The organism is Pseudomonas cannabina, from assembly GCF_900100365.1.
Lineage (GTDB): Bacteria > Pseudomonadota > Gammaproteobacteria > Pseudomonadales > Pseudomonadaceae > Aquipseudomonas > Aquipseudomonas cannabina.
Map to the genome: position 1 here is coordinate 1,980,148 of NZ_FNKU01000001.1, position 17,487 is coordinate 1,997,634.

The window sequence follows — 17,487 nt, forward strand, 5'->3', positions numbered from 1 at the left end:
GAGGATGGATTATTGAATGCGCTTGAGAATGGGCGTGCGGTGCTGCCTATTGGCTCATGGTCTGAAGCAACAATGCATCGCCGACAGCGGCACCGCTGGCTGTATTATCGAATACGCACCATGTTTCAACGCCCTCTTCGACCGATGCCTGCACTTGTCGGGCCAACGATGCCAGTCGTTCAGCGCCATAGGCGCTGTGATAAATCTGCGGTGAGCCATGCAGCCGCCAGTAACGTGCTCCTTGCCATCCTGCGGGGATACCGCCCTGGCTTATCGGCGAAGGATCGGCTGCCACTTGTGCAATACGCTGCGCAATCAATAAAGCTTCGGCCTGGCGCCAGGACTCATGACGTGGTTCAAGAACCAGTGTGCCTGCATAACGATCACGCAGTGCGTCGAAAAAGCGTTCCGCAACATCCGGGACGTAGTCCAGAGAAGGCGGCAACTGGATAAGCAGGCAGCCCAGTTTTTCGCCCAGCTCGCAGCACTGAGCAAGAAACGTATCCAGCAACATTTCACAGCCCTGTAAACGTTGTTCATGGGTAATACGTTTGGGGATCTTGACCGAAAAGCGAAAGTCGGCAGGCACCGACTGCGCCCAGCGCCTGTAAGTCTGCGGCCGATGCGGCCTGTAAAAGGAGCTGTTGATTTCGACGGCGTTGAAGCGCGACGCATAACGCTGCAAATGGCTCCCTTGCTCAGGAAACGCAGGCCAGTGCTCGCGCCCGAGACTCCAGCCAGCGCAGCCGATACGTGATGCTTGCGCAATATTCAATACAACACCTTCCCTGCCTCACGCATGAATATTTCCACCGTCTTGGGGCCTACGCCGTCAAAGGCAGCCAGACAGGAATCAAAGCTTGCCGATTTCCCCGGTCGCCTCACCAATCGTGGCCAGCGTGGCCTCGATATCATCGAGCGCCTGATCAAGACCTACAAACGATTGCTGGATGGCTTCCCGGTCATCGACTGTCTGCCGACCACGCAAACTTTCGTCGCGTTCCAGTTCACTGAGCTGCAGGTTACGAACCTCTTCGCGTAACGTTTGCAGAGCCGTCCAGACCAGACGGTACTGTTGCTGGCTGCTGTGTCCCACCTTTTTATCCTCTCGATTCTCTTGAGCATACGGTTGAGACAGCCTGTAACCCGGATACTCCGTTTTATTCCTCGACAACGAGCTGAAAACACCGCCGGTCAGGGTCGCTGCCCATCGCTTTGAATTTACCTCCGCTATGACGATCACTTTTCTATACCTGCATCGACAGCAATCGGTGACAGCTTTTAAATCCCGCCGGAGGAACCGATGACTGCTGCAATCGACCGACAACGACGCGTGAAACTGTCTTTGCCTGCCTGCGCCATGCTGCGAATAACGTATTTCCTGCAGACAATCGCTTACGCGCTGCGTCCGGAGGCGCCGCGTCAACGTCTGCTCGACCGCTGTAGAACGCAGCGCAGGCGTTGAGCAAATCACGCGAAGACCCCTGACTGAACCACCACTCGATTACGCCCTCTCGCCGTGAGCCCAACCCCCGCAGCAGCGCTAATGAAAAAGGAATCTTTCACCATGGCCACTTCAGACACACCGTCGCTGCACCGGGCAATCACCGCCCCGATGTTGATGCTGTTCATCCTTGGCGACGTACTCGGCGCCGGGGTCTACGCATTGGCTGGCACAATCGCCGGCCGCGTCGGAGGCGCCATATGGGCGCCGTTGCTGATTGCCCTGTGCTTTGCGCTGTTGACCGCCGCTTCCTACGCTGAGCTGGTCACCAAATACCCGCGCGCGGGCGGTGCCGCCGTGTACGCCGAAAAGGCGTTCGGTAAACCGCTGCTGTCGTTTCTGGTGGGGTTTTCCATGGTCGCCGCTGGCGTCACCAGTGCCGCCGGGCTGGCGGTGGCATTTGCCGGCGACTACTTTCAGGCTCTGGTCAATTGGCCTGCGCAGTGGGTCTGTGTCGGGTTTCTGGTCATTGTCGGCCTGCTCAATGCGCGCGGTATCAAGGAGTCGCTGTCGGCTAATCTGGTCATGACAGTCATCGAATTGAGCGGCCTGCTGATGGTCATTGCCGCCGCTGCCTGGTTCGTCAGCCAGGGGCATGGCGTTGCGCAACGAGTGTTCGAGCTGGATACGGCCTCTCCGGCCACCGCGATTCTGGCCGCGTCGCTGCTGGCGTTCTATTCATTCGTGGGTTTTGAAACGTCGGCCAGATCAAGGATGTGCGCAGGGTCTACCCGCGCGCCCTGTTCGGCGCGCTGCTGATCGCCGGTGCGATCTACATGCTGGTCGGCGTGGGCGCGGCAATGGTGTTGCCCGTTGAACAGTTGAAGGATTCGCACGCGCCACTGATGGACGTGGTCAGTGCCTCGGGCCTCAGAATACCCGCCCCCTGGTTCGCAGTCATGGCGTTGATTGCGGTCGCCAATGGCGCGCTGTTGACCATGATCATGGCCAGCAGACTGACCTTCGGCATGGCCCGCGAAGGCCTACTGCCCGCGGCGATGGGCTCGGTGCTGCCCAAGCGGCGCACACCGGGCCTGGCGATTCTGGCAACCACACTGGTGGCCATCGCCCTGTCGTTTACCAGCACCCTGACCATCCTCGCTGAAACCGTGGTGCTGTTGCTGCTCTTCGTGTTTCTCAGCGTGAACATCGCTGTGCTGGTTCTCAAGCGTGACAAGGTCGAAGCCGACCACTTCGAGGTTCACTGGGTGATCCCGGCCCTGGGCATTCTCTCCTGCCTGCTGCTGCTCACTCAGCAAGGTCCGGAAACCTGGCTGCGCGCAGGCATCATGCTGGTGGTCGGAGCAGTGCTGTACGGGCTGACTCGACTGAGCGGCTCGGCCCTGGCTTCGCCTACTCGCTGAGCTTCGCCTGCTTGATGAGCCGGGCCGCAATTGCCTCAGCGCTTGCCGGTGCCCCGCAGGGCCTCGGCAAGCGCCAGGTTCAGCCCGTCGATGATCAGCTTCAAGCCGAACCTGAACTCATCCTCCACAGAAATACCGGGCAGATGGCGTCCGGCGGCGGCAATCGCCGGGTATTCGCTCGCATCGAGTGCAGCGAAAAACCCGATCAGATCCTCGCCTTCCGCGGCCTCGTTTGAAACGTTTGAATGCTGCTGGATGGCAAAACCCAACACATAGTGGGCGACTGACGTGTAGGCACGAGCAGCCAGTTCGGCAGGAAAGCCGTTGGCCAGAAACAGCGCAATGCCCTGCTCGCGACGCTTGAGCCCATTAGGCCCGATGGGTATTTGCGACACCAGCAACGGCAAGATACCTTGATGCTTGCGCAACACGCCATAAAGGCGCTCGGCCCCGGCTGCGCAGGCTTTTTGCCAGGAATTCCCTTCGCTGCCCTGCCCGTGCAGCGCGCGTTCAGCCATCTCGGGTTGATCCGTACTCATTTCGCCAAGCACTCTGTCGACCACGTAAATCAGTATCTCGTCCTTGCTGGCGAAATGCCGATAGAGCGTCGCCGTCCCGGACCCGAGACGCTCGGCAAGCATGCGCATATTGAACGCCTGCGCACCCACCTCATCGACCGTCTCAAGTGCCGTGGCAATGATCCGCTCGACCGACAGCGAAGGACGGCCCCGCCCTGCAACTTTTTCCAAGCGGGGTTGGCGGCTCATCCACCAGCGAGGGCTTCCGGGAACGGTTTGGCACTTCAGGTCTTCAGTCATGCGCGGATTATAAGCTCAACGTGATCGCTTGCGGCGAGCACTGTGATGCATCGAGCCTTATCGCCGTTCGTCTGTTCACTTGCCTGGCGAGGCATTTGATTCGTTGACAGAAACCCATTATGGATACATCGTATCCGAAATAGGAGAATGAACGATCAGCCGCTGGAAGTGGCTCCCACACATGCGGAGTTCTGACATGTCAGAAGGCGGTATTTATCTCGATACCCATTCACAATTCCTTTCCCTCGACGGCATGCAAGTACACTTCAGGCGGCAAGGCTCAGGCCCCGCAGTGGTGCTGCTGCACGGCAGCGGCTCATCACTGCATTGTTTCGACGAAGTGGTCGCACAGCTAGCCCGGAATCATGAGCTGATACGTCTAGACCTACCGGGCTTTGGCTTTACCGGCCCGCGCCCGGATGGCGATTACCGCATCGACACCTATGTGCGCTTTCTCAAACAATTCACGTCAGCGTTGTCCGTCGGTGCCTTCAGCCTGGCCGGTAATTCCCTGGGTGGGAATATCGCCTGGAACTACGCGCTGGACTACCCGCAGGACGTCGAACAGTTGATTCTGATGAATGCTACTGGCTACCCCGAGAAATCGCTGCCGATGATCATGCAACTGGCGAAAAACCCGGTGGGTCGAGCGCTGCTTGAAAAGAGCTTTTCGCGTGATGCCATTGCCAAAAGTCTGAGCAAACTGGTCGGTGCCAGGATGTCCTGGCCAAACGAGGTGCTTATTGAGCGGGTATTCAAGCTTTCAAATCTGCCCGGTAATCTCCAGGCATTCATCGATTTTGCCGCAACGGATCAGCGTGATCGCTCGGCTGAAATCCGCACTATCCAGACACCTACGCTGGTCTTGCGCGGCGAACATATCGACAGTCAGTACTTCACTCGGGATATCGCAAACAGCATAGAAACGGTGTGTCCCGAAGTCGGCCATCTACTGCCTGACGAGGCGCCGGACTATGTGGTCGCAGCAATAAGGCAGCGCACAGCCCTCGCCGAACACCAGACAGCGCAGGTTTGAAGACTGTTTCATCGCTCAACAAAACCATTATCAAAATAGTTTCGCTCCCTGACAGCGGTGAAAGCAGCGCCGGACTTCACCACGCCCTGAACCTACAGACAGGCATTATCAAATGAATACACATCAGCATATCGAACAGGACATTTGCGACGTCCTGATTATCGGCTCCGGACCCACCGGACTGACCCTGGCCTGCGACTTGGCCCAGCGTGGTATCAACGTCAGAATCATTGAAAAAGCGGCGGAGCCGTTCAATGGCTCGCGCGGCAAAGGCATACAACCGCGCACCATAGAAGTGTTCGATAGCCTTGGCGTCGCAGCGCCTCTATTGCGCGCCGGGCAGTTGTATCCACCCATGAAGTTTCATGTTTCTTTGTTAAGCCTCAAATGGAACATGATGAAGTACCAGAAACAGACAGCGGATATCCCCTACCCGAACGTATGGCTCGTGCCGCAATGGCGCACCGAACAGGTGTTGCGTGACCGACTGGCCGAATGGGGCATTCAGGTCGAATGGGCCACTGAAGCCCTCGACATCAAACAGAATGCCGAAGGTGTCACTGTGCAGCTCGATTGCCGAGGGCAGACTCGTAGCGTGCACGCGCGCTATCTGGTCGGCGCTGACGGCGGCAAGAGTTTCGTGCGCAAGCAACTGGGCGTTAACTTTGCGGGCGTCACGTCTCAGGAAGGCCGGATGATCGTCGGCGACCTGGAGGTGGACGGGCTTTCACGGGATGCATGGCACGTATGGCCGATGCGCAAAGGCGCAATGATCGGCCTGTGTCCAATGCCGCATTCAAACCTGTTCCAGTTGATGATGCGTCTTGACGCCGACGAACCCGTCCCGGAGCTGTCGGAGCACACTCTTCAGACCCGCTGGCTGGCAGCCACCGGCGAGAAGAAGATTCGCCTGCACAGTCCGACCTGGCTTTCAGTGTTCCGGCCCAATGTGCGCCTGGCCGAGCGCTATCGGGTCGAACGGGTGTTTCTCGCGGGCGACGCTGCCCACGAGCACACCCCGGCAGGCGCACAAGGCCTCAACACCGGCGTGCAGGATGCCTGGAACCTGGGCTGGAAACTCGCAGCGGTGCTGGGTGGCGCGCCCGAAACACTGCTCGACACTTACGAAGAAGAACGTAGACCGGTGGCGGCGGCAGTGCTGGAGTTGTCCAGCGAACTGTTTAATAACACCACCGGGGCCGGTATCCCAAAACTCAGGCGTGGCGACAAGGAGCGGCAATTGTTGCTCAACTACCGCGGCAGTTCACTTTCGGTGAACAGTGCCGACAACGTCGACGGCAAGGTCCAGGCAGGCGATCGCGCGCCGGATGCCACCTGCTCGCAGCAGCGTTGCGGGAGCACACAGTTGTTCGACATCTTCCGGGGCGAGCACTTCACACTGCTGGCATTTGGTAAGCATGCCATCGCGGCGATGCAGGCGTTCGACAGCCACGACAAGCGATGCCTGCGGGCCTTTGCCGTGCGGCCCGCGCACATCAGCAATGACCGCGACGGTCTGGTCGATGAAGCCGGTCAGGCGTGCCAAGCCTATGGCGTGAGCGCTGAGGAAAACATCATCTTTCTGGTGCGGCCCGACGGGTATGTCGGGCTGGTGGCCGGGGACGATTACGCAGCGGCAATCGAGCGTTATCTGGCCAGGGTGACCGGTGCGCCCGGCCATGTCGACGGCAGCGACGTGCAAACGACACGCGCCCTTGCACACTGATGTACGTCAGCAAGATCACTCAGAGAGCCCTCTTCATGAAACACTTTTTCCTCCCCGCACTGACCGTCGTTGCCTTGCCTGCCCTGTCGTTGCAGTTCGCCCATGCAGAACCCGGCGATTTCAGCCTGGGCCTGGGCGCGGCAATCAGCGAGAGCCCTTATTCGGGCGTCGGCACACAGGTCAACCCGATACCGTTGATCAAATATGAAGGCGAACGTTTTTATGTGAACGGTGTAACCGCAGGTTATCACCTGATCAACACCGAATCGTTCTCTCTCGATGCCATTGTTGCCCTGCAGATGGACGGCATCGATCGTGACGACTTCGGTCGCCGCGAACTGGCCAGAAACGGCATCGACCGCGACCTGCTGGAAGACCGCGACAACGGCATCGACGCAGGATTGGCCGCCAAACTGCGCGGCGCTGCCGGCCAGCTTGAAGTGGTCGCCAAAAACGACATCAGCGGTGCCAGCGATGGCTACTCGCTGAACCTTGAATACGCGTACCCCTTCACCTGGGGCAACACCCGCTTCAAGCCCAACGTCGGTGCCACCCATATGTCTGGCAACCTGGTGGATTACTACTACGGTATGCTGAAAGAAGAAGAGCAACGCGGCATTGCCCAGTACCGTCCAGGCAGCGCCACGGTGTCCTATGTCGGTCTCGGTTTTTCCCAGCCCATCGGCAAACAGTGGGAAGTCTCGGGCAACCTGCGCTACAGCGCACTGCCGAATGAACTGAGCGACAGCCCGCTGGTAGAGCGTGACACAGACAGTTCCACGTCGATGTTCATCGGCATTTCGCGCAAGTTCTGATACCCGTTACGGCCAGCGCCGGGGTTACATTCGAGACGTCAACATGACCGTTCTAATAGTCGCGCTCATTTATACCGCAGGGTCCATCTATTACGTTTATCGTTTCAGGGGACGTATGCGTTATGAACGCTTTTCTCAGTACCTGCGCAAAAGCTGGCCGGTCTTTGCGCCCTTCAACTGTTTCCTGTACGCCTTCACGCATGCCCATGCTCGCAAGTCCGTGACCGATACCCTGCACTTTCCGGGCACGAACCTGCTTCGGGAGAACTGGCAGATCATCCGCAACGAGGCCTTGGCGCTCGATAAACAAGGCGTTTTTGAAAGCATCGTAAAAGAGGGTTCGCCGGGCTTCTACGACGTCGGATTCAGAACATTTTACAAACATGGCTGGAGCAAGTTTTACCTGACCTGGTACGGGTATAACCATCCGTCAGCACAGCGTCTATGCCCACAAACCACCGCACTGCTGGAAAAAGTGCCCGGTATCAAAGGAGCCATGTTTTCACTGCTGCCCGCCGGGGCAAGCCTGACGCTACACGCAGATCCATTGGCGTGTTCATTGCGCTATCACCTGGGCCTGAAGACGCCGCAAAGCGACAGCTGTTTTATCAACGTCGACGGCGTAACGACAACCTGGCGTGACGGAGAGGATTTCATCTTCGACGAGACTCGCCCGCACTATGTCCACAACCACAGTGAAGCGCCACGACTGATTCTGATGTGTGACATCGAGCGCCCGATGTATCTGCCTGGCAGACTGTTCAACCGGCTCTACAATCAGTTGGCCAACCTGACAGTAGTCGCCAATACCGAAGAAGATGCCCGCGGGGCAGCGAGCGCACTGTTCGACAGGCTGAACCCGGTGCTCAAACGCGGCAAGCGTCTGAAGAGCACCAACAAGGCGCTCTACAACACCTTGAAATGGGCGATCAATGGCAGCCTGCTGATGTTCATCTTCGGCAGCCTGTTCACGGTAAGCGCCGCCGTGGATTACCTGACGTTCAATTGAGCGACCCTCGCTCTCTTCACCCTCGGCAGAGTGCTATCCCATCATGATCGAACGATCACTGAGTGTTTTAATCGTCGAAGACAATCTGGCGCTGGCCGCCAACATGTTCGACTACCTGGAAGCCTGCGGCCATACGCTGGATGCGGCGCCCGACGGCAAGTCCGCGATGCGCCTGATCAGCGAAAACCACTACGACGTCATCGTGCTGGACTGGATGATGCCGCGCATGGACGGCATCAGCCTCCTGCGTCACCTGCGCACCGAATTGCGCAATCCGGTGCCGGTGATGCTGCTGACCGCCAAGGACCAACTGGACGACAAGCTGCTGGGCTTTGAGTCGGGTGCGGACGATTACATCGTCAAACCGCTGGCCCTGCCTGAGCTGGAAATTCGTTTGCGGGTGCTGGCTGCGCGCAGTCATAAGCGCTCGGATGTTCGGCAGGTGCTGGAAGTCGCCGATCTGTGTTTCGACCTGGGCACACAAACCATCATGCGCGGCGGTGTCCAGCTGCCCTTTTCGCCGATCAGACGAACCCTGCTGGAGGTTCTGATGCGCAACTCGCCGCACGTTGTTACGCGCACGCAGCTGGAGCTGCTCATCTGGGGCGACAGCGTGCCCGACGGCGACCTGCTGCGCTCGCACATGCATTTGCTCAGAAAGACCATCGATGGCGAGCGGGTCGCCGAGCAAAAGCTGCTCCATACAGTACCGGGTATCGGTTTTCGCCTGTGCGTGTGCCCATGATCAATCTTCCCGGCCGCCGGGGCAGCCTGCATCGCCTGATCAGTGCAATTCTGCTCGGCTTCGGGCTACTGATGACCACCGGCCTGACCACTCAGGCATTCATGAGCCAGGAACTCGTCGATCACCCGATCTGGAAAGAATTGCTTGAAACCGCGACAGCCAATGCACTTGCAGACACGCCACAGCCCAAACCACAGAAAGGCGACAGAATTCAGATATGGAAACTGTCGAACGACACCCGCACTGATACTGCCGCGACCGGCATGCCGCCTTTTCTCGCGTCACTTGCACCAGGTTTCTACAGCGAGGGCGATCTGGACCGAAGATCTTCAGGCTTCTCCGACCCCGACTACGCCGTGCTGGTCACCTCGCTGGGCAAGGAGCGTTTGATAGCGGCTATCGACATCAGCGATCTGGAGCGGGAGCAGAACCTCATCGCTTTGATCGGGGCGGTGTTTCTGCTACTCAATCTGATCCTGATTATTGCCGTGATCGCCTGGCTGTACGTTCGCCTGCATCGTCCGGTTCAGGCGCTTGCGCGGGGCATGAAGCAACTCGACCCGGAACGACCCGCGCAACGGTTGCCCGTGCAGTACGCTCAGGAAGAGCTCAAGGACATTGCCTGCGGCATCAATGCGCATCTGGAGCGGGTCGAACACTTCATAGGCCGTGAACGTGCGCTGCTGGATCAGGCCAGCCATGAGTTCCGCACGCCGATTGCGGTAATCAGCGGTGCGCTGGATGTGCTGGCCAGGCAAAAACTGCCGCCGTGCGCAAAGCCGCCGCTGCAACGCATGCGCGCCACCGTGGAAAACCTTACGGAAATCATGGTTGCGCTGCTGTATCTGTCACGCGAGCCGTTGACCTCGCATCAGGATGACCCGCTCGAAGTCGATCGCCTGCTGCCCGCTCTGGTCAAGGATCACGAGCATCTGCTCGACGGCAAACCGGTGCAGTTCTCGGTGCAGGTTCACCAGTCGCTCACCCTATACGTGCCGGAAGCGATGTTACGCATCGCCGTTGGTAACCTGCTGCGTAATGCGGCGGAAAACACCTATGACGGCACCATCGCTGTGCGGCTCAAGGAGGGTGTGTTGAGCGTGACCGACTCGGGCGAAGGCTTCGACACCGAGCAGGCTTCCCGGCACTACCTGTCACTGCTGCGAAACCCGATCAGGGCAGGCAGCGGGAAAGGCTTGGGGCTGTTTCTGGTGCGACGTATCTGCGAACGCTTTCAATGGACACTGACGCTGGAGTCGATGCCGACACTGGGCACCCGGGCAGGACTGGACTTCCGGTTACAGCCCTCATCGGCCTCGGAAAAAACCTGAATGCTGCGGCAGCACCACTACCGCTTCATTGCTTGTGTCGCGCCCGGCCTACGCCCATAAAAAACCCCTGCCACTGTACCGGCAAGGGTTATTTCCATAACGGAGCCAGATGTCTAGCGGCGCTTCATCCGGTCGATGATCACCGCCAGCAGCAGAATCGTGCCGCGAATCACGTACTGATAAAACGTATCGATGTTCTTCAGGTTCATCGCGTTTTCGATGATTGCCAGAATCAATACGCCAGCAATGACGTGACGAATCATGCCAATCCCGCCACTCAGCGACACCCCGCCCAGCACACAGGCTGAAATCACCGTCAGCTCGAAGCCCTGACCGATCATTGGTTGACCCGAAGTCATGCGCGAGGCTAGAACGACCCCCGCCAACGCGCCAATCAGGCCGTGTACAGCGAAGATGATGATCTTGGTGCGATCGACGTGCACGCCGGCCAGCAAGGCGGCTTCCTGGTTGCCACCAATGGCCATGGTGTTGCGCCCGTAAGTGGTGTAATTGAGCAACCAGCCGAAGAAGATAAAGCAGGCAATGGTGATCAGGATCGGCACCGGCACGCCGTACACCTGGCCGTTACCGAAGATGAAGAAGTCCTCATTGGAGACGCCGACAGCCTTGCCGTTGGAAAAGATGTAAGCCAGGCCGCGCACGATCTGCATGGTCGCCAGCGTCGCGATCAAGGCATTGATGCGCAGTTTGGCGATCACGATGCCGTTGATCAGGCCGACCACCAGGCCCAGCGCCAGTGCGGCAGACACGCCCAGAAACACGCTGTCGGTGTCGCGGATCACAATGCTGGCGATAACCCCGGAACAGGCCAGCACCGACCCGATCGACAGGTCGAAATGCCCGGACGCCAGGCAATACAGCATGGTGCAGGCCGCGATACCCACAGTTGAAATGGCCAGGCCAAGGCCGCGCATGTTCAGTGGCGACATGAAGTTGTCGATAAACACGGCGCAGAGCAGGAAGATTCCCACGGCCGCCAGGAGCATCACCCAGTCATCGACAAAACGACGCAGGTTCATGGCCTGACGGGGAGCCTGCAGGCTGGATTCGGTAGACATACGCACCTCTTTTTTATTGTTCATGGTCAGGGACCGATTGTCAGCCGCGCGTGCGTGGCAGAGCCAATTGCAGGAGTCGCGACTCGTCAGCCTCGTCGCGGTTGAGTTCGCCGGTGATTGCGCCTTCGCTCATCACCAGAATGCGGTCTGAAATACCCATGACTTCCATCAGATCGCTGGACACCACAATCACCGCAATCCCGTCAGCAGCGAGGTTGTGAATGATTTCGTAGATTTCAGATTTGGCACCGACGTCGATGCCGCGAGTCGGCTCGTCCAGCAGCAGGACTTTCATCGGCATCGACAGCCAGCGACCGAGAATCGCCTTCTGCTGGTTGCCCCCGGACAGAAACATGATTTGCTGGTCAGGCGATGGCGTCTTGACGTTCATCGATTTGATCTGACTGCGCGCGTTATCCCGCTCCCAACTGCCCTGGATCAGGCAGCCAAGGTTCACGTGCCGCGGCCGGGCACCGATGTTGATGTTTTCTGCAACGCTGGACAGCGGCACGATGCCTTCTTTCTTGCGATCCTCGGGGCACAGCAGAATCCCCGCCTCGATGGCATCACGCGGCGACCGCAGGGTCAGCGGCTGGCCATCCAGTTGCAGACTAGCCGCCGTGCTGCGCGTCAGCCCGGACAACATCCGAAACAACTCGGTGCGCCCGGCGCCCACCAGACCGAAAAAGCCCAGCACCTCGCCCTTTTGCACCGCAAAGGTAACCGGCTCGTGCAGCCCTGGCCCCATCAGCCCGGTCACGCGCAGGCTCGGGCCTTGATGCTGGCGGGGCCGGTAATTGTAGATATTCTGGATATCGCGACCGACCATGCAGGTCACCAGCCGGTCGTGATCGAGGTCGGCCATCTGCTCGAAGGTTTTGACGAAACGGCCGTCCTTGAACACCGTCACGGCATCGCAAACGCGGAAGATTTCTTCCATGCGATGGGACACGTAAAGAATCACCCGGCCTTCGTCACGCAGCCGCACGATGATTGCCATCAAGCGGTCAATCTCACGCGCCGACAGGCTGCTGGTCGGTTCGTCGAAGGCGATGACATGAGCGTTGCGCGACATGGCCTTGGCGATTTCGACCAGTTGCCGCTGGCCCAGCGAAAGATCGCCCAGCCGGGTGTGCGGATCAATTTCGTCGGCCAGCCCCTTGAGCAGCTCAGCGGCCTGGCGGTACATCGCGCGACGATTGATCAGACCGAAGCGGTTGGGCATGTGCCCGAGCAGCAGGTTCTCGGCAACGGTCATTTCCGGCACCAGATGCAGCTCCTGGTGAATCACCGCGACACCCGCTGCAATACTGTCGGCAGTGGACCTGAACTGGTGAGTCTGGTCGCCGATCTGCAGGCTGCCACTGTTGGGCTGATACGACCCGCCAAGGATTTTCAGCAGCGTCGACTTGCCTGCGCCGTTTTCGCCCATCAGCGCATGAACGCTGCCGGGACGGGCTTCGAAGGTGATATCAGACAGCGCCTTGACGCCCGGAAACACCTTGCCGATGCCATTGAAACGCAGGGCGCCGCCTATGGGTTGAAGCTCGACAGCCTGTTGCATGAAACCAACCTCCTCGCATGTGTGAGGGGCCTGAAAATCAGGCCCCTCGCTCAGCTCACTTCCACAGACCGATTTTGGTCAGTTCAGCCTGGAAGTTTTCGCGAGTGATCAGTGTCACGTCATCCATAGCGGTGTACTTCGGCGGCTCCACACCTTTGGTGACCCAGTTGAACACGTACTCGGCCGTCTTGTAGCCTTCCTTGTCCGGGCTTGGCAGCATCGAGCCGAAGAATCCACTCTCTTTCTTCTTCAATTCATCGATCGCGTCGGTACCGTTGATACCGATCCCCAGCACGTTCTTGGCGCTGAAGCCATTACTGGCGGTGGCGCGTACACCGCCCAGTACGGTGTTGTCGTTCATGCCACCGATGATCAGGTTTTTAGCGTCGCCCGGCAGCTTTGGCAGCGCCGAGTTGGTAGCGTCCATTCCGCCCGGCACATCAAGCGTCTTCTGTGCAGAGAACAGAATGTGATCCGCTGGCAAACCGGCTTTTTTCAACGCGTCCACCGAGCCGTCGGTGCGTTTCTTGCCGGTATCGAGTTCGCTGTAAGTGTTAATGATTGCGTAAGTGCCTTTCCACTCGCTTTCATCCCACTTGCGAATCTTCGCCTCGTTCGCCATGGCGGCGCCCTGCTTCTGGCCCACTTCGAAGGCCGCCATACCCAGATATGGCACGTCTTCCATAGTTTTGCCCTTGGCGTCGACGAAGCGGTCATCCACTGCCATGACTTTCATGTCGTAGGACTTGGCCTTGGCGACGATTGCAGGACCGAGGGAAACATCAGGCGGGCAGATCACGAAACCTTTGACGCCGTTGGCAGCCAGGTTGTCGATGGCTGACAGGGTCTTCTCGCCGTCGGGTACGGCAATCTTGATGACGGTAAAGCCAAGGTCCTTGCCGGCTTTCTCGGCAAATTGCCACTCGGTCTGAAACCAAGGCTCTTCAGCCTGCTTGACCAGGAAACCGATTTTGACTTCTTCAGCGGCAGAAGTGACGCCACTCATGCCCAGGATGGCGGTGGCAACAGCGGCACAGCACAGGGAACGAATCCCGTGACGACTCAACATAGCTAACTCCTTATTTTTATTGAATAGCTACAACGTTCAGCGAAGTGGCGGTGACGAGCGCGGAGACGTCCGGCACCGATTAAATAGTCATACCATATAATGAATGACCGCTATGTAACCTAATGTCACTCTGCCGCCGCGCTCCTGCTGGAGTGCGCCGGCCGCGAAAAACCTTAGCCGGCGAAGCGCTGGCACCGTGTTCCCGTGACGCCTACATGCGCCATCAGCACCGCGCCGTCGAACTGACCATGAGCGTCGGCGGGCGCAGCACTGGTGATGTACAGCGTGTCCAGGTCAGGACCGCCGAACACACAACTGGTGGGATGGCTGACAGGCAATTCGACGATCCGGTCGACGCTGCCATCCGGCGCAAAGCGGATCAGGCAATTGCCGCCCCAGCGTGCGTTCCAGACATAACCCTCGGCGTCCATTGCCGAGCCGTCGGGCGAACCGCGACTGTGCTCGGCGGCCCAGATCTGGCGGGGGCCCAGCGCACCGTCGTCCCGCACCGGGTAGTGATAAATGACGTCATCGAGGGTATCGGCGCTGTACAACACGCTGCCATCAGCGTTCCAGAGCAAGGTGTTGACGATGCCCTGCCCGTCCAGCAAGCGAGTCACGCGCGCGTCGGCATCGACGCGAAACAACCCGCCCGAACGACGAACCAGCGGCACATCACCGCCTTCAGCGTCGATATTGTTTTGCATGCTGCCCAGCCACAGGCGGCCACTTGCGTCGCAACGGGCCTCGTTGGCGCGATTGCCGGGCGTCGGGTCAGCCACGCAGAACAACGCCAACGAGGTTTTTTCGGAGGTCAGATCCAGGCGATATACGCCGCTGGCCAATGTCACCAGTGCGTCGCCATGGGTGGTCGGAATGAACGCGGAAACAGGCTCGGGCATACGCCATTGGCGGTACTGCCCGGCAACCAGCCGGCAGGCGAGAAAGCCGGCGATATCGACCCAGTACAGGGCCTGCGTTTCGGCATCCCAGAAGGAGCCCTCGGCCAGCTTGAAACGGTGCTCGGAAACGGGCAGCCAGTTCATGAAAAATGTCCTTTGTTATTGTTGTAAAGGCACTTTTTAAATAGGGGTACCGCTCAATGGTCGTGTCGCGCACCTGGCCAGCCTGTCCGTCGCTGATCAGACAAGCCCGTCCGGCACGAAATATTGCCGGATCGGCTAAAGTGACGCACGCCGCTTCGCTGACACGTGCACTACTAAATAGTATTACAATTTATTTTTCAAGCGGCATTTTATCGGCTATAACCCCATGCATCGGATGAAATCCGATCAAATAGTCTTACCAATAACAATAAAAGTGGGTAGATCAGATGAAAACGCATGCTCTTCTCAGCACCCTTGGACTGTCTTTGATGATCAGCACCTTGACTGCACAGGCTGCAGCACTCTCCAGCGAACACAGCACCTTTGGCCAACTGCCGGACGGCACCGCCGTCGAGAAATACACCCTGCGCAACAGCCACGGCGTGCAGGCCAGCATCATCACCTACGGCGCCACCCTGCAATCGCTGCTGGTGCCGGACAAGGCTGGCAAGGTCGAAGACATCGTGCTGGGCTTCGATGATGTACAGGGGTACCAGAACAACGGCACGGTTTATTTCGGCGCGACCATTGGCCGCTTCGGCAACCGCCTCGCAGGTGGCAAATTCACACTCGATGGCAAGACCTGGCAGGTTCCGCTCAACGACAAGACCAACGCCTTGCACGGCGGTGACAAGGGCTTCGATAAGCGCCTGTGGAAAGCCGAGGAAACCAAAACCGGTGATTCGGTCGGCGTGAAACTCACGTACGTGTCACCCGATGGCGAAATGGGCTTCCCCGGCACCCTGCAGACCGAAGTCACGTACAGCCTGAACGACAAGAACGAGCTGAAAATCGACTACCGGGCCACCACCGACAAGCCGACGGTGCTGAACCTGACCAACCACAGCTATTTCAATCTGGCGGGCGCAGGCAGCGGCGATGTGCTCAAGCAGGTCGCCACCCTGCACGCTTCGCATTACACGCCGGTCAACGACAAACTGATCCCGACCGGCGAATTGCCCGCCGTGGCCGGCACACCGATGGACTTCCTCAAACCCACGGCCTTCGGCAAGCACATCAAGGATGATCATCCGCAGCTCAAGTACGCTGAACCCAAGCAAGGCGGCTTTGACTTCAACTGGGTTCTGGACACCAAAGGCGATGTGAAGAAACTGGCCGCCGAGGTCAGCGACCCGCAGTCCGGGCGCAAACTGCAGTTGTTCACCACCGAACCCGGCGTGCAGCTGTACACCGGCAACTTCCTGGATGGCAGCATCCACGGCAAGGGCGGCAAGGTCTACCCGCACTGGGGTGCGTTCACGCTTGAAACCCAGCATTACCCTGACGCGCCCAACCAGCCGACATTCCCCAGCACTCGACTGGACCCGGGCAAAGCCTACACCCAGACCACTGTGTTCAAATTCCTCACTGACTGAGGCATGACCTCGCGCAGCCCTGCTCGCAAGGGCTGCGCGTGTTCGGGTTTACTGATTGCGCTTCATCGCTGCCGTCAGCGTATCGACGTTGTAGCGAAACATCTTCGCGTACGTTGGCGCGGGGCCATCGGCTGGCGACAGTGATTCAACGTACAGCTCGCCGCCCGGATGGGCACCACTGGCCTGGGCGATCTGCTTGACCAGACGCGGATCACTGGAGTTCTCGAAGAAATACGCGCTGACGTGTTCGGCCTTGATCTGCCGGATCAGCTTCGAAACATCGGCTGCCGACGCCTCGGACTCGGTAGACAGACCCAGCGGCGACAGGAACGTCACGCCGTAGGCATCACCGAAATAACCGAACGCATCGTGAGAAGTCAGGATCTTGCGGCTGGCCGCCGGGACCGAGTTAATCTGATCACGGGCGTACTGATCGAGCTGTTGCAAGTCAGCGATGTAGCGGTCGCCATTGGCCTGGTATTCGCTGGCACCTTCGGGGTCGGCTTTCTTCAATGCAGCGATGATGTTGCGCACATAAATCACCCCATTGGCAGCGCTGTTCCAGGCATGTGGATCGACGATGCGTTTGCCATCTTCATCCATGCTGCGCGTCTTGATGCCTTGCGAAAGCACCACCGGCTGGCCTTTGTAGCCTGAGGCCTTGATCAACCGATCCATCCAGCCTTCCAGATGCAGGCCGCTGACAAAAGCCAGATCGGCATTTTTCAGTGCCTGAGCATCACTTGGCGTTGGCTCGTAGACGTGCGGGTCGCCATTCGGGCCGATCAGGGATTTGACGTGAACACGCTCGCCGCCGACCGTGCTGACCATATCGGCGATCACCGTAAACGATGCCACCGTCTCAAGTGGTTTGGCCTGGGCCAGACTGGCGAACGCGGACAACGCCAGTGCAGCCATCGAACTCAACAGCATCAATCGTTTCAT

At 58.8% G+C, this 17,487-nt stretch carries 15 protein-coding genes and 2 pseudogenes; 8 read left to right on the top strand and 9 right to left on the bottom strand.

Features of this window, described 5'->3' with window-relative positions:
• Positions 1-46: 46 nt before the first annotated feature.
• From BLT55_RS09220 to BLT55_RS09230, 3 genes and pseudogenes are all read right to left on the bottom strand, one after another.
• The gene (locus tag BLT55_RS09220) at positions 47-775 is read right to left on the bottom strand and encodes a DUF72 domain-containing protein (RefSeq protein ID WP_055001352.1); all 729 of its coding nucleotides are present in this window, start codon (positions 773-775) and stop codon (positions 47-49) included.
• Positions 772-858 (bottom strand): annotated as a pseudogene (locus BLT55_RS34505) (DNA methylase); the annotation flags it as partial. The pseudogene BLT55_RS34505 and the gene BLT55_RS09220, both read right to left, overlap by 4 nt.
• Entirely contained in the window at positions 854-1,096 is a 243-nt protein-coding gene (locus tag BLT55_RS09230) for a hypothetical protein (protein WP_055001351.1), read from the bottom strand. The gene BLT55_RS09230 and the pseudogene BLT55_RS34505, both read right to left, overlap by 5 nt.
• Before the next feature lie 471 nt (positions 1,097-1,567).
• Between BLT55_RS09230 and BLT55_RS09235 the strand changes: the two are divergent.
• Positions 1,568-2,868, top strand: a pseudogene (locus BLT55_RS09235) (APC family permease).
• A gap of 35 nt (positions 2,869-2,903) precedes the next feature.
• Here BLT55_RS09235 and BLT55_RS09240 read toward each other — a convergent pair.
• Positions 2,904-3,635: a TetR/AcrR family transcriptional regulator gene (locus BLT55_RS09240; protein WP_055001350.1), complete on the bottom strand. Its 732-nt coding sequence runs from the start codon at positions 3,633-3,635 to the stop codon at positions 2,904-2,906.
• A 247-nt stretch (positions 3,636-3,882) separates the two neighbouring features.
• Here BLT55_RS09240 and BLT55_RS09245 point away from each other — a divergent pair, with 247 nt between their 5' ends.
• The 6 genes from BLT55_RS09245 to BLT55_RS09270 all read left to right on the top strand — a co-directional run bounded on the left by BLT55_RS09245 (position 3,883) and on the right by BLT55_RS09270 (position 10,348).
• The gene (locus BLT55_RS09245) at positions 3,883-4,722 is read left to right on the top strand and encodes an alpha/beta fold hydrolase (RefSeq protein ID WP_208601278.1); all 840 of its coding nucleotides are present in this window, start codon (positions 3,883-3,885) and stop codon (positions 4,720-4,722) included.
• 112 nt (positions 4,723-4,834) lie between these two features.
• On the top strand, positions 4,835-6,448 hold the full coding sequence (locus BLT55_RS09250; RefSeq protein ID WP_074800330.1) for an FAD-dependent oxidoreductase: 1,614 nt from the start codon (positions 4,835-4,837) through the stop codon (positions 6,446-6,448).
• 35 nt (positions 6,449-6,483) lie between these two features.
• A complete protein-coding gene (locus BLT55_RS09255; RefSeq protein ID WP_055001860.1) occupies positions 6,484-7,263 on the top strand; it encodes a MipA/OmpV family protein in 780 nt (259 codons plus the stop codon).
• Between the two features lie 115 nt (positions 7,264-7,378).
• Positions 7,379-8,272: an aspartyl/asparaginyl beta-hydroxylase domain-containing protein gene (locus BLT55_RS09260; RefSeq protein ID WP_223862756.1), complete on the top strand. Its 894-nt coding sequence runs from the start codon at positions 7,379-7,381 to the stop codon at positions 8,270-8,272.
• 43 nt (positions 8,273-8,315) lie between these two features.
• Positions 8,316-9,017 carry a response regulator transcription factor gene (locus BLT55_RS09265; protein ID WP_055001857.1) on the top strand — a complete coding sequence of 234 codons (702 nt, stop codon included), beginning with the start codon at positions 8,316-8,318 and terminating at the stop codon, positions 9,015-9,017.
• A complete protein-coding gene (locus BLT55_RS09270) occupies positions 9,014-10,348 on the top strand; it encodes a sensor histidine kinase (protein ID WP_055001856.1) in 1,335 nt (444 codons plus the stop codon). Before BLT55_RS09265 ends, BLT55_RS09270 begins: the two co-directional genes overlap by 4 nt.
• A gap of 113 nt (positions 10,349-10,461) precedes the next feature.
• Here BLT55_RS09270 and araH read toward each other — a convergent pair whose 3' ends face one another.
• The 4 genes from araH to BLT55_RS09290 all read right to left on the bottom strand — a co-directional run bounded on the left by araH (position 10,462) and on the right by BLT55_RS09290 (position 15,106).
• The gene (araH, locus tag BLT55_RS09275) at positions 10,462-11,427 is read right to left on the bottom strand and encodes an L-arabinose ABC transporter permease AraH (protein ID WP_055001855.1); all 966 of its coding nucleotides are present in this window, start codon (positions 11,425-11,427) and stop codon (positions 10,462-10,464) included.
• 40 nt (positions 11,428-11,467) lie between these two features.
• Positions 11,468-12,991, bottom strand: coding sequence for an L-arabinose ABC transporter ATP-binding protein AraG (gene araG / locus BLT55_RS09280; protein ID WP_055001854.1), 1,524 nt, complete (start codon positions 12,989-12,991; stop codon positions 11,468-11,470).
• A 55-nt stretch (positions 12,992-13,046) separates the two neighbouring features.
• On the bottom strand, positions 13,047-14,060 hold the full coding sequence (locus BLT55_RS09285; RefSeq protein ID WP_055001853.1) for a substrate-binding domain-containing protein: 1,014 nt from the start codon (positions 14,058-14,060) through the stop codon (positions 13,047-13,049).
• Positions 14,061-14,233: 173 nt separating this feature from the next.
• Positions 14,234-15,106 (bottom strand): SMP-30/gluconolactonase/LRE family protein, encoded by an 873-nt coding sequence (locus BLT55_RS09290; RefSeq protein WP_055001852.1) that lies wholly within the window; start codon positions 15,104-15,106, stop codon positions 14,234-14,236.
• 287 nt (positions 15,107-15,393) lie between these two features.
• On the opposite strand from BLT55_RS09290, the gene BLT55_RS09295 reads away from it, so the two are divergent.
• Positions 15,394-16,542, top strand: coding sequence for an aldose epimerase family protein (locus BLT55_RS09295; protein WP_055001851.1), 1,149 nt, complete (start codon positions 15,394-15,396; stop codon positions 16,540-16,542).
• Positions 16,543-16,590: 48 nt separating this feature from the next.
• Here the strand turns inward: BLT55_RS09295 and BLT55_RS09300 are convergent, their stop codons facing one another.
• Complete coding sequence (locus BLT55_RS09300; protein WP_055001850.1) at positions 16,591-17,487, bottom strand: metal ABC transporter substrate-binding protein; 897 nt, start codon at positions 17,485-17,487, stop codon at positions 16,591-16,593.